This window comes from Flavivirga aquimarina (assembly GCF_030540835.1).
In the GTDB taxonomy this organism is placed as follows: domain Bacteria; phylum Bacteroidota; class Bacteroidia; order Flavobacteriales; family Flavobacteriaceae; genus Flavivirga; species Flavivirga aquimarina.
Genome location: NZ_JAUOEK010000017.1, coordinates 60,582 through 72,918, shown reverse-complemented (window position 1 = coordinate 72,918; position 12,337 = coordinate 60,582). Strand labels below are relative to the sequence as shown.

The following is a 12,337-nucleotide window of genomic DNA, read 5'->3' as shown; positions in this document are numbered from 1 at the left end:
GGAGAAGAAATTTACAGTCACTTTCTATAGAGAAGAGTATGAACGTAATAATGCACGAGTGAACAGCCCCAGAGGCAGCTATATGAAAGGCAAACGTCAAAGTACGGTCGAACCCGTATTTGGAACGCTTACGCAGTTTCTAGGGCTTCGAAAAATAAATACATTGGGAATAAAACAGGCAAACAAAGTCATGCATCTATCCGCCATTGCTTATAACCTGAAAAAGTACCTGAAATTCGCCCAAAAAAGGGTGAAAAGTGGAGCAGGGATGCTTGCTTTATTATTTTTAATAAAAAATAGTGTGTACAAGCTCGAAAAGTTGTTTTTAAGGAGCCTTAAAATAGCTAATTATAAAGCGATCTAAAAAAAGAAACTGCCTTAGAAGGCAGTTATAGAAGTCTGTTTTTTATAATTTATTGGCTTGTGCAACGGTTACCATTGTTAGGCATCTGGCTTTTTATTTATTTCTCCCAAATTTTCCGAACAAGTTTAATTAAAGGTAATTTGAATTTTTCTTTTTCTACAATTTCAGATTTCTCTTTAGCTGGTTCAGATTGTTCAGTTGTAATTTTGTTTTCTTTCTCTGCTTTTTCTCTTTCAGCCATTTCAATTTCCCATAATTCGTCCTCGTCAGGTGGCTGAACTAAATCCGAGCCACCTTTATGTGGAAGCTGAACATAGTTTTTAGGTGGTTTCGGTAAATCCGCTTCACATTCTTTAGAACACAGATTTGCGAGCATAGGAATAGTGTCCGTTCCAATATGCGCGGTAATCCATATTTGGTTTGTCGTTTCGTGTGTCAGTTTTTTATCGCATACACTACACTTTAGATTATCTCCAAAATATTTTACAGGATTATGGTCAAGTTTCGGAAATCCCATTCGGTTTTTATAGTTTCCATAAAGTGCTCTTGTACTAATTCGGCTGTCTTTTAGTTTTTTACATCTAGAAATCTCGAAAGGAAACCAATTCAAATTGTAAGAAGTGTATGGGTCAAAGTATTCTAGTGATTCCATTTCTCCAATTTCAGGCGGAATTCTCTTTAAATTACTCCCATAAAGTCCAACTTTTTTTACTTTTTTTAGTTTAGAAATTGATTCAGGTAAAGTATAAATCTGAGAAAATAATTCGTCTCCTAAAACTTCTCTCGGTACAAATTCATCACTTCCATTTTCTGCAACTACATCAATATATTCACACAGTTTTTTCCAAGCAACAGAATTTCTGTCTTGTACATCATTTGGTATTTTAGAAATTCGTTTATTCATTTGAGTGATTTCAGCTTGTGCCTAACGGTTTTGTGTATGGTTTGTTGCGTGTTACAGCAACTAATTTAGTAAACAAAAACGAACGCGAGAAAATTCCGAAGGAATTTTCCAAATAAGCAACGACCAAAGCAATTAATTATAACACGTTGTTACCTCACGTTTTTTATTCCACTATTTTTAATTCAGATAATAATTGTTCATTCGAAAATCCAGAACAACTGTCGTCTTGAAAATTCAGCTTTTCTATTCCATTGTAAAGATTATAATTGATTCCGAAATTACAAGAATTGTCAGCGTTTTGCATTAGATTTAGTTTCCGCTCAAATAATGCTATTTTTTCTATAACAGATTCCGTTATTTTTATTTTTCCACGTTTTATTTTTTTTCCGTTTTTGTAATATTTATATTTTAAAAATCCATTTTTAGGTTTTAAAATCAGTTTGTCAGACTCAAAAGTTTGATGTCCCCAAGTTGAGTTTAAAACCCAGCTTTGGTCGTTTTGGATTGATTCTTTTATTATTGATTTCTTTTCATAATCCTTGAATTTATTCACACAGATTATTATTTCGTTCAGTTCTTTTGCGTTTACAAAAGTTGTGTCGATTCTCTGTCCAAAAATATTTGTGTATTCTATTTTTATAATGTCCGAATTATTGAGTAAAATCTTCTTTTGATTATTCCAATATTTTTCTTCTTGTTCAAATTTTTGTTCAGTCAGAATTTTCGGTTTAGCTCTATCCAACAAAAACATTGTAAATCCATTTTCTTGACTGCAATCATTCGAAATTAATTCAATTCTATTTTGGGCAAACAAAAAGAATGTATTTAATACTAAAAATATCGATATGAAAAGTGTTTTTCTCAAATGTGTGGTAACGGTTACATATATAAAATGTAGCGTTTAAATAAACGCCCCCCTTTCGAAGGGGGTTTTTGTTTTATAAAGAAACAAAAAAAATAGTTTATTTAAACATAAGCTATGTTTTATATGTGTTGTTGTGTTTAGTAAATGAGAAATGTCCCCGGGACATAGCTCGATTTACGTAGTTAGACTGGACGCTACATAGTATTTCTGGTTCAGGTTTATGGTTTTAAAATTATGCATTTTATCAGTTGATGATAAGGTGTCGTTATTTTAAAAGCGTCCCATGATTTTATAATATGCTTAAGGACAGTACTATAAAAGACCTGTTTTTGAATTATCTCTTGACTTTGTCAAAAAATAACTATAACTTCGGCAAGCTTTATGCGAATCAAAATTCGTATTTGATAGTGTAACTCTCATACGATTTCAATCGAAAGCTTGGTCAGTCCGAAATTGTACATAAGTCCAATTCCATACGCCTTTTATAGTACTGTCCTTAATCCTAAATTTTCGATGGGTAGCAATAAACCTGGGAAGATCCAAAAGTCCGTCTTATTAAATACAACTCGTTATATATGGAATAAAAGTACTCATTATTCATTAATTATTTCGGGATAATAGGAATTTTTGTTCCTCTTTTTGGGTTTCTTTTAATTGGTTGATGGCATGGTCTAAAGGACTTTTTATACTTACCAAATCTTTTCGTGTAACATGAGTGTAAATCATAGTGGTTTCTGTTTTACTATGGCCTAATAGTTCTTGTATATGCCTAATACCTACGTCGTTTTCTAATAAATGTGTTGCGTAACTATGCCTTAAAGTATGTGGTGTAACATTTATTTTTAAATTGGTCACTTTACAAGATTGTCCCAAAAACTTCCTTATACTACTAGCAGAATAAGCGCTTCCATTTCTGCCTTCAATAAAGTAAACTTTTGGCGTGTATGTATTTAAATAGTTAAATAATAATGGCATAAAGCTTTCTGCAAGAGTTACGTATCTGTCTTTTCTGCCTTTAGCATTTTTAATGATTAACTGTTTTTCTGTCTATTAAAAAGTGTTCTATCTTTAAATTTAAAATCTCACTTATTTTTATATACCAACTTTTAAAAGTTTTGCTCCAAGTAGCATTTGGTAAGGTACGGGTTAGTTTAATAAGTGTGTTATTATATTTAAACTGAATTAATATTTGATTTGAATTATTATGAAATTGGGGCTTTAATACAATTATTGGAAGGTTGGTCAAGATAATTTATTTAGCGACCTGAAAATATAATTTGTATATCAGAAAATAAAACAAAATTTATTTAATTTTAGAATCATAAATTTCTTTGGCTAAATGGTCTAAATACAGAATACCATTTAAATGATCTATTTCATGCTGAAAAATAACAGAAGTAAAACCTTCCACAGTTTCCGTTATGTGTTCACCTTTTATGGTATCATATTCAATAGAAATAGAAAAAGATCTGCTATTTAAAGTGTCACTCCTATTCGGTATGGATAAACAACCTTCTCTAACAGATTGTTTTTTATCTGAATAATTGACAATCTTTGGGTTTAGATAAACTTCAAATGGAAAGTTTTCTTTATCGAAACGCTGTACCCAAACAATATTTTTTAAAACACCAACTTGTGGCGCAGCAATGCCAACACCCATAGACATGCTATCTCTAACCGTAGCATAAAGCCTTTTTATAAAAATTTGTAATGTTTTATTATTTGTATCAGGTTTAATGTAACTGCTTCTAGACCTTAGTAAAAGTGAGTCTTTTTTATTAGTTATTTTATAAACCCTCATGGGTTTTAAACTATCAGCACTATTAATGAGGTTAATTTCATTAGAAGAAAAAGTATGCTTTACACTAGCGTTTTTTGTACTGGAGCATCCAATAAATAATGTAAGTATAAAGATGGCGAAGATTAATTTTTTCATTGTGAAACAATATCCATTGCAAGCTACCATTCATTAATTTTATTAGAATCTAATTTAATAAAGATAAAAATTAAAATAGTAAATGCCCAAAGTCCAGAACCACCATAACTAAATAGAGGTAAAGGAATACCTATGGTTGGGATTAACCCCATCACCATACCAATGTTTATTAGAAAATGAATGAATATAATAGAGGCGACTCCATAACCATATACCCTGCTAAATTGCGATTTTTGTGATTCTGCTAAATGAAGAATACGCAATAAAAGCAAAATGAATAAAATAACAACAAAGGAGCTGCCTAAGAATCCCCATTCTTCCCCTACAGTACTAAAAATATAATCGGTATGCTGTTCGGGTACAAATTTCCCGGTTGTTCGGGTTCCTTCCATAAAACCTTTTCCGGTAAAACCACCAGAGCTAATTGCTTTTTCAGATTCGTTTAAATTATAAGCAAAAGTTCTTTTCATTTCTTCTAACTTAACGGGGTCTTTTTCTAAGCGCAGCCATAAACTTATTCGATCTTGCTGGTGAGGTTTTAAAATACTGTCATAAAACAATTTTACGCCATAAGACAACCCTACAGAAAGTAACAAAGCAAGTATTACTTGAAAAAATGAAACCTTTTTTTTGTTAAAATAATAATAACCAAAAATAATGACAGAGGCGATAATAGAGGCTGTTAAAGCACCAAATTTTAATGCTAAAACCGACAGTATAATCACCGACATACCTAAAGAAAGATAATACTTTGGTAAACCTTCTCTATATAGAACAAAAAAGAAAGCACCATAAACGATTGTGCTTCCGGTGTCATTTTGTAATAGCACTAAAAGAGCAGGTATAATTATTATTACAAAGGTTTGAATTTGATCTTTAAAACTATTAATATTTGTATTTAAATCACTAATCTGTTTTGCTACGGCTAGTGCTGTAGCTGCTTTTGCAAATTCACTGGGTTGAAGTGTCATCGAACCTATGGCATACCATGATGTAGCACCGTTTACATTTTTTCCAAAAATAAAAAGCCCAACGAGGGATAACATGGATACGATATATATAATGCTTGAAAAGCGTTCATAAAATTTGGCTTCAATACCAAGTATAACGATAATGATACAAAAGGTGAACAGTATAAATATCGATTGCTTGCCATAAGATTTAGAGAAAGTGAAATAGTCAATATCGCCACCGGTATAAGAGGCAGAAAGTATATTTAACCAGCCAAACCCAACAATTAAGAAAAAAAGGATAATAGTGATCCAGTCAAATTTATAATGTCTGTTAGTTTCCCTAGCCATCAATCTATGGGGTTTGTAATTTTTTCAATTCTCTTTTTAACCGTTTATATTCGGAGTCGTCAACGAATTGTAATTTTGTGTATTCGTTTATTCTAAAGGGCTCTCCAGAATATGGCTTAGCATATTCATCCTCTAAACTATGCCTTATAATCCATTCTTCTAAATCTTTTCTGGTAATCTCGTTCTTAATGTGTTTCTCAATCATTAAACTCGCTATTTTTCCAGCAAAACGGCTTCCCCAATAACCGTTTTCAACAAAAACGGCAATGGCTATTTTAGGGTCATTTTTAGGTGCAAAAGCAACAAAAATAGAATGATCTGTAAGTTGTGTTTTCACACTATCAATAACAACAAAGTTTTCTACAGTTCCTGTTTTACCACAAATGTCGATATCTTTTACCTGTAATGATGCGGCAGTCCCTCTTTTATATACTTGTTGCATACCTTCTATTACAGGTTCAAAATGTTGTTTATCAATAGAGGTATATTTAATTTTCGTAAACTTATCAGGAACAGTTTCACCTTCAATAGATTTGATGATATGAGGTGTGTAATAATAGCCTCTATTGGCAATTGCTGCAACCATATTGGCTAACTGAATTGGGGTGGTCGCTACTTCACCCTGTCCTATGGCATTAGATATGGTATAGGTTGAATAAAAAGTTTTAGGATATACTTGTTTGTAATAAGCTCTATTCGGAATTCTTCCTTTTTGTCCAACAAATAAATCGTTATTTAAATAATCGCCCAGTCCAAAACTTTTAGCATGCTTACTCCAAGTATCAATACCTTCGGAAGCATTACTATTTTTATCTAAAATCTTTCTATATACAGTTGAAAAATAAGCGTTACAGGATTCTTGTATTCCAGAAATCATATTATTGCGTTTGCCAATATAGCAATGGCATTTCATAAAACGGTTACCATATTTATATCCTGCATAGCAGGTTACGGTTTCATTAGGCGTAATAACACCTTCCTGTAAACCAACTAAGGCATTCATGAGCTTAAAAGGAGAACCGGGCTCGTAAACGCCTTGTATACTTCTGTTGAATAACGGATTTGCGATAGAATCCCTAAGTTTAATAAAGTTTTTAGAGCGCTCTCTTCCTACCAAAAGATTGGGGTCATAAGTTGGAGCTGCTACCATAGCTAATATTTCTCCAGAAGCCGGCTCAATAGCAATAACACCACCACGTTTGTTTTGCATAAGTAGTTCACCGTATTCTTGCAGTTTAGAATCGATAGTAATGGTAATATCCTTTCCTTGCTCCGGAATTGTATCAAACGTACTGTTTTTATAAGGGCCAATATTTCTATTAAACCGATCTTTTTGAATAAACTTAATGCCCTTAACACCCCGAAGTGTTTTTTCATAAGAAGCTTCAACACCTTGTTTGCCTTTTAAATCTCCCATTTTGTAATAGGAGTCTTTTTTTAAATCGGTGGTATTTACTTCTCCAATATCCCCCAAAACGTTAGCACCAATAGTTCTTTGGTAATGTCTTAGTGATCTTTTTTGAATATAGAAACCTTCAAATTTTCGCATTTTTTCCTGCAAAGCAGCATAGTCTTGTTTCGATAAATGAGACAGGAGAACAGATGGTAATCTGGGAGAGTAGTGTTTCGCTCTATTAAATCTTTTTATAAATTGTTCTTTGTCAATTTTTAATAATGAACAAAACTCAAGTGTGTCCAATGGTTCTACTTCACGTGGAATAACCATAACATCGTACGATGGTTGGTTGGCTACTAAAAGCTCTCCGTTTCTATCGTAAATAAACCCTCGTTTTGGATAATCGTAAACTTTTCTAATAGCATTGTCTTCAAATAAATCATGTTCATTTGAAGTATATACTTGAAGGTAAAAGAGTCTGAATATGAATAAAATACCAACAAATATTATAGAAACGAAAAGGAATAATTGTCTCATTTAGGTTTTTGACTAAAAATAATAGTTATTATCATACTTAACAAAATAGTAAACATACTTGAGAATAACGTTTTTTGGAGCACGAAAATTATTTTTGATACACTAAATACTTGTAATGAGAACAAAATAATATGATGTAATGTAACAAGTAGTGTAATATAAGTAAGTTTAGAGCCAAACGCTATAGAAGCGAATTTTATAGTATGGTGTTCGTAAATCGTTCCAAAAGAAAACTTTAGTATAACTGGTCTTACATATGCAATAAATACACAAGCTGCGGCATGAATCCCTCCAGAGTCTAAAAACATATCGTTTGTTAACCCTAGTAAGAAACTTGCTAAAATGAATACAACACGGTTACTTTTTACTGGAAATAAGGCAATAAATAAAATGTATGGATAAGGATTAATGTAACCAAAAAAGTTAATATTATTACATACTAATACCTGTATTAATACTAATACAATAAAACGGATGCTATCTACAGAAAATATGTTATTCATTTAGTAAATTAGTAATCTCAGGTTTATTAGTATTTTTTATAATGTAAACATATTCCAGATTGGTCATGTCGTTAAAAAGTGCCACATTGATTTCATAATAATTTTCGGCTGCATCAAGGTTGTAATTTTCAATAACACCTATCGGTATGTCTTTAGGGAAAATAGAAGACTGTCCAGAAGTAACTATAGTATCTCCAACTAAAACTTTAGCTATTTTAGGAATGTCTTTAAGTTGAACCAATGCAGGGTTTTTAGCATCCCATGTTAAAGAGCCATAATGGCTTGTTTTTTTTAATTGAGCACTTATTGAACTGGTTGAGTTTAAAATAGATATTACATTAGCAAAATTGCCACTTGTTTTATCAACAATCCCAACAATGCCTTTAGTTGTTATAACTCCAAAGTCTTGTTGTATACTATCGTTTGTGCCTTTGTTAATTAAAAGTACATTATCTGTGGCAGAATAACTATTTTTAATAACCTGAGCATTAGAAAAGTAATATGATTTATTGAGAAGAAGACTATCGGAATAGGTAAAATGGCCGGTGTTTTCTAAATTATACAAAAGCGATTTTAAGCGTTTGTTTTCTTCGAATAAAAGTTGGTTTTGTGATTTTAGATTAAAATATGTACTAATCTTGTGTGCTGAATTGTAGATACCTCCAGATAAAAAGTTGGCCGAATTAATAAACTTGCTCCTGTGATAAGAATGCGATTGAATTGTAAATAAAATTGAAATAGAAAATAACAATAAGAACAACAGAAAGTTTTTGTTTCTTATTATGAAATTAATAATCTGTTGCATGATTTATTGGGGTGTCTCTATTTTATCAATACACTTTTGTATTTAGGCAAATTTTTAAGTGTAATTCCAGTACCTCGTACTACGGCACGTAATGGGTCTTCGGCTATATAAACAGGGAGATCTGTTTTTTGAGATAAACGTTTATCTAAACCTCGTAGCATCGAGCCACCACCAGCTAAATAAATACCAGTATTATATATATCTGCAGCTAATTCGGGAGGTGTTTGAGAAAGTGTTTCCATAACAGCATCTTCAATTCTTAAGATAGATTTGTCTAATGCTTTAGCAATTTCTCTATGCGATATAGATACTTGTTTAGGTTTACCAGTTAATAAATCACGCCCTTGAACGCTCATGTCTTCTGGTGGTAATTCTAAATCTTCGGTAGCAGCACCTATTTGTATTTTTATTTTTTCGGCAGTACGCTCTCCTACATATAAGTTGTGTTGTGTACGCATATAGTAAACAATATCGTTTGTAAAAACATCACCTGCAACTTTAACAGATTTATCGCACACTATACCACCAAGTGCAATAACAGCTATCTCTGTAGTACCACCACCTATATCTACAACCATATTTCCTTTAGGCTGCATAATATCTACTCCAATACCAATAGCGGCTGCCATTGGCTCATGTATTAAGTACACTTCTTTACCATTTACTCGTTCTGCACTTTCTTTTACCGCACGCATTTCTACTTCTGTTATTCCTGAAGGAATACATATAACCATACGAAGTGCAGGTGTAAAAAATTTCTTTTTTAAAGCGGGTATGTTTTTAATAAACATACTTATCATTTGCTCGGATGCATCAAAATCTGCAATAACGCCATCTTTTAAAGGGCGAATGGTTTTAATGTTTTCATGGGTTTTACCTTGCATTAAACTGGCTTCTTGACCAACGGCAATAATTTTACCAGAAATTCTGTCGCGTGCTACTATAGATGGTGCATCAACAACAACTTTGTCGTTATGAATAATAAGAGTATTTGCAGTTCCTAAATCTATTGCAATTTCTTCGGTTAAGAAGTCAAAAAAGCCCATGTGCTGTTAATAATTTAAGTGGTTTAAAAAACGAATCCCGTAAATGTAATAAAAGTTAATAAATATATAGGTTTTAAGTCTATTCAAATTTCACTAAAAAACACGATATGCTTTTTGTTGATTTATAGATAATTAATAATGTGAGAATTTTAGTGTTTAAAATGACGTGTGCCGGTAAATACCATGGCCAAGTTATTTTCATTACAATAATCAATACTTAGTTGATCTTTTATAGAACCTCCTGGTTGAATCACAGCATTTATACCAGCATTATTCGCAATTTCTACACAGTCTGGAAAAGGGAAAAAGGCATCACTTGCCATAGCAGCTCCCTTTAAGTCAAAATTAAATGAATTTGCTTTGTGTATGGCTTGTTCTAAGGCATCAACGCGACTTGTTTGTCCTGTCCCACTTGCACATAACTGTTTGTTTTTGGCTAATACGATGGTGTTAGATTTTGTGTGTTTGCAAATTTTTGATGCAAAAATTAAATCTTCCAGTTCACTATCGTTTGGTTTCGAATTGGTGACATTTTTTAAGCCATCAATAGTATCTGTAACATTATTTCTATCTTGAAGTAATACACCATTTAAACAACTTCTAACATTCATATTTGGTAACTCTATATCATGAAGAATCAATATAATTCTGTTCTTTTTACCTTGAAGAATTGTTAAGGCTTCTGCCGAGAAAGAAGGCGCAATAACAACTTCACAGAATAATTTATGAATTTCTTCAGCTGTTGCTACATCAATTTCGGTATTACTAATTAAAACACCCCCAAAAGCAGAAACAGGGTCTCCTGCTAAGGCATCAACATAAGCCTGATGCAATGTGTCGCGCTGTGCTAATCCACAAGCATTGTTGTGTTTTAAAATGGCAAAAGTTGGTGCGTCGTTTTTAAATTCATTCATTAAATTTACAGCCGCATCAACGTCTAAAAGGTTGTTGTAACTTAATTCTTTACCATGAAGTTTCGTGAATAACTCATCAAAGTTTCCAAAGAAAAAGCCTCTTTGGTGTGGGTTTTCTCCATAACGCAACACTTTTCCTTTTGTTTCACTAATTTTTAAAGCAGCTTCGTCATGGTTTTTATTAAAGTAATTAAAAATAGCTGTATCGTAGTGTGAGGATACGTTAAAAGCTTTACCAGCAAAACGTTTTCTGTTTTCTTCAGAAACAGTTCCGTTATTTTCGGAAATCAAGTCTAAAAACTCAGCATAATCATCTACCGATGATACACAAATAACATCTGCATAGTTTTTAGCAGCGGCACGAATTAACGAAATACCACCAATATCTATCTTTTCAATAATGTCCTGTGTGTCGGCACCAGACGCAACGGTTTTTTCAAATGGATATAAATCAACTATAACCACATCAATTTGAGGGATTTCAAACTCGGCCAATTCGGCTACATCACCAGCATGACTTTGTCTGTTTAAGATGCCTCCAAAAACTTTAGGGTGTAATGTTTTTACACGTCCACCTAGAATAGAAGGGTAAGAGGTTACGTCTTCAACAGGAACCACATCTACACCTAAATCGTTTATAAATTTCTGAGTGCCACCAGTTGAATAAATAGTAACACCTTGTTCGTTTAATTTTTTTACAATAGGTTCTAATCCGTCTTTACTAAATACTGAGATTAATGCCGATTTAATGGTTTTTTCGTTGCTCATTATTGTTGTTGTCTTTTGGTTCCTGATTTTACTGAGGTGAAATTTTTACTGTTTTTCAATAGGTTATATTGAAATTGTAAATAAAATGCAAAAGTAATTATTTCAACTAAAAAACGAGCTTAAGATTCCTTAAAAAGAACGTGTTTTTTTAACTAAAAACAGAAGTTGTTAACAAGGTGCTATTAAATTTCAAATTTCGAGTTTAAGGTTTCGAGTTTCAAATTGGAGTTTAGGAATTTTATTTTTGGAATTTATGTTGGTTTTAAAGGCTGATGGTGGAAGATAGGAGTTAGTGTGTGGCTTTTTAATTTAAATACTTACAAATTAGTATATAATATTTTACAAATAAGTAAATTTTAAAAACAAAAATTAAGTTCAGTAGTTGGAATTGTTCTAAAGACCGGTAATGAATGACCGAACACTGAACACTGAACACTGAACACTGAATTTAAAACAAATAATTTAATCTAAAGTATCATCGCTACCTGGGCGCAAACAAATTCTAAAAAACGTTCGTCTGCTTCGGTAAAAGGATTAGGTGTATTGGAGTCTATATCAATTTGCCCTATGTTTTCTCCATTTACAAAAATGGGAATAACAATTTCGGCTTTAACAGTTATGCTACAAGCTATATAATTATCTTGTGCTGTTACATCTGGCACTACAAAATTCTCGTTACTAACGGCAACTTGTCCACAAATACCTTTACCAAATGGAATTATAGTATGGTCTGTAGGTTCACCAACATAAGGCCCTAAATGTAATTCTTCTTTATTACCATTTCTAAAATAAAAACCAACCCAATTATAGTATGTTATATTAGCTTCAAGCAATTCGCAAATGCTTAAAAGACGCTTGTCCACTGTTTTATTTTTATTTAAAACAATGGTTTCTATTTGAGGTTTTAGGTTTTCAAAAATCATAAATTCAAAAGTTTTGGTAAAAGTATTTAAAAAGACGTAATTTCGACATCCGGTTTCAAATAATTTTAACCTAAT

Annotated in this window: 12 protein-coding genes; 1 reads left to right on the top strand and 11 read right to left on the bottom strand. The window is 32.1% G+C overall.

Annotated elements, in window-relative coordinates; translation table 11 throughout:
• Positions 1-364: transposase (locus tag Q4Q35_RS00770; protein WP_303276006.1), on the top strand; the 364-nt coding region annotated here is incomplete at its 5' end.
• 97 nt (positions 365-461) lie between these two features.
• On the opposite strand, the gene Q4Q35_RS00765 is transcribed toward Q4Q35_RS00770, so the two are convergent.
• From Q4Q35_RS00765 to Q4Q35_RS00715, 11 genes are all read right to left on the bottom strand, one after another.
• Positions 462-1,268, bottom strand: coding sequence for a hypothetical protein (locus tag Q4Q35_RS00765; protein WP_303276005.1), 807 nt, complete (start codon positions 1,266-1,268; stop codon positions 462-464).
• A gap of 163 nt (positions 1,269-1,431) precedes the next feature.
• Positions 1,432-2,082, bottom strand: a complete 651-nt coding sequence (locus tag Q4Q35_RS00760) for a hypothetical protein (protein ID WP_303276004.1) — start codon at positions 2,080-2,082, stop codon at positions 1,432-1,434.
• Between the two features lie 651 nt (positions 2,083-2,733).
• Positions 2,734-3,162 carry a tyrosine-type recombinase/integrase gene (locus tag Q4Q35_RS00755; protein ID WP_303276009.1) on the bottom strand — a complete coding sequence of 143 codons (429 nt, stop codon included), beginning with the start codon at positions 3,160-3,162 and terminating at the stop codon, positions 2,734-2,736.
• Between the two features lie 274 nt (positions 3,163-3,436).
• Positions 3,437-4,069: a peptide deformylase gene (def, locus tag Q4Q35_RS00750; RefSeq protein ID WP_303276003.1), complete on the bottom strand. Its 633-nt coding sequence runs from the start codon at positions 4,067-4,069 to the stop codon at positions 3,437-3,439.
• 23 nt (positions 4,070-4,092) lie between these two features.
• The gene (rodA, locus tag Q4Q35_RS00745; protein WP_303276002.1) at positions 4,093-5,370 is read right to left on the bottom strand and encodes a rod shape-determining protein RodA; all 1,278 of its coding nucleotides are present in this window, start codon (positions 5,368-5,370) and stop codon (positions 4,093-4,095) included.
• Between the two features lie 4 nt (positions 5,371-5,374).
• The gene (mrdA, locus tag Q4Q35_RS00740; RefSeq protein WP_303276001.1) at positions 5,375-7,303 is read right to left on the bottom strand and encodes a penicillin-binding protein 2; all 1,929 of its coding nucleotides are present in this window, start codon (positions 7,301-7,303) and stop codon (positions 5,375-5,377) included.
• Positions 7,300-7,806 (bottom strand): rod shape-determining protein MreD, encoded by a 507-nt coding sequence (locus tag Q4Q35_RS00735; protein ID WP_303276000.1) that lies wholly within the window; start codon positions 7,804-7,806, stop codon positions 7,300-7,302. Before Q4Q35_RS00735 ends, mrdA begins: the two co-directional genes overlap by 4 nt.
• Complete coding sequence (gene mreC, locus Q4Q35_RS00730; protein ID WP_303275999.1) at positions 7,799-8,611, bottom strand: rod shape-determining protein MreC; 813 nt, start codon at positions 8,609-8,611, stop codon at positions 7,799-7,801. Before mreC ends, Q4Q35_RS00735 begins: the two co-directional genes overlap by 8 nt.
• Before the next feature lie 17 nt (positions 8,612-8,628).
• On the bottom strand, positions 8,629-9,657 hold the full coding sequence (locus Q4Q35_RS00725; RefSeq protein ID WP_303275998.1) for a rod shape-determining protein: 1,029 nt from the start codon (positions 9,655-9,657) through the stop codon (positions 8,629-8,631).
• A 149-nt stretch (positions 9,658-9,806) separates the two neighbouring features.
• Positions 9,807-11,339, bottom strand: coding sequence for a bifunctional phosphoribosylaminoimidazolecarboxamide formyltransferase/IMP cyclohydrolase (gene purH / locus Q4Q35_RS00720; RefSeq protein WP_303275997.1), 1,533 nt, complete (start codon positions 11,337-11,339; stop codon positions 9,807-9,809).
• 467 nt (positions 11,340-11,806) lie between these two features.
• A complete protein-coding gene (locus Q4Q35_RS00715; RefSeq protein ID WP_303275996.1) occupies positions 11,807-12,262 on the bottom strand; it encodes a GAF domain-containing protein in 456 nt (151 codons plus the stop codon).
• Positions 12,263-12,337: the final 75 nt, after the last annotated feature.

What these genes read in the sequence shown, in the direction of transcription:
- Q4Q35_RS00765 (WP_303276005.1), bottom strand. Translation starts at nt 1,268, where the DNA reads ATGAATAAACGAATTTCTAAAATACCAAATGATGTACAAGACAGAAAT.
- def (WP_303276003.1), bottom strand. Translation starts at nt 4,069, where the DNA reads ATGAAAAAATTAATCTTCGCCATCTTTATACTTACATTATTTATTGGA.
- rodA (WP_303276002.1), bottom strand. Translation starts at nt 5,370, where the DNA reads ATGGCTAGGGAAACTAACAGACATTATAAATTTGACTGGATCACTATT.
- mrdA (WP_303276001.1), bottom strand. Translation starts at nt 7,303, where the DNA reads ATGAGACAATTATTCCTTTTCGTTTCTATAATATTTGTTGGTATTTTA.
- Q4Q35_RS00735 (WP_303276000.1), bottom strand. Translation starts at nt 7,806, where the DNA reads ATGAATAACATATTTTCTGTAGATAGCATCCGTTTTATTGTATTAGTA.
- mreC (WP_303275999.1), bottom strand. Translation starts at nt 8,611, where the DNA reads ATGCAACAGATTATTAATTTCATAATAAGAAACAAAAACTTTCTGTTG.
- Q4Q35_RS00725 (WP_303275998.1), bottom strand. Translation starts at nt 9,657, where the DNA reads ATGGGCTTTTTTGACTTCTTAACCGAAGAAATTGCAATAGATTTAGGA.
- purH (WP_303275997.1), bottom strand. Translation starts at nt 11,339, where the DNA reads ATGAGCAACGAAAAAACCATTAAATCGGCATTAATCTCAGTATTTAGT.
- Q4Q35_RS00715 (WP_303275996.1), bottom strand. Translation starts at nt 12,262, where the DNA reads ATGATTTTTGAAAACCTAAAACCTCAAATAGAAACCATTGTTTTAAAT.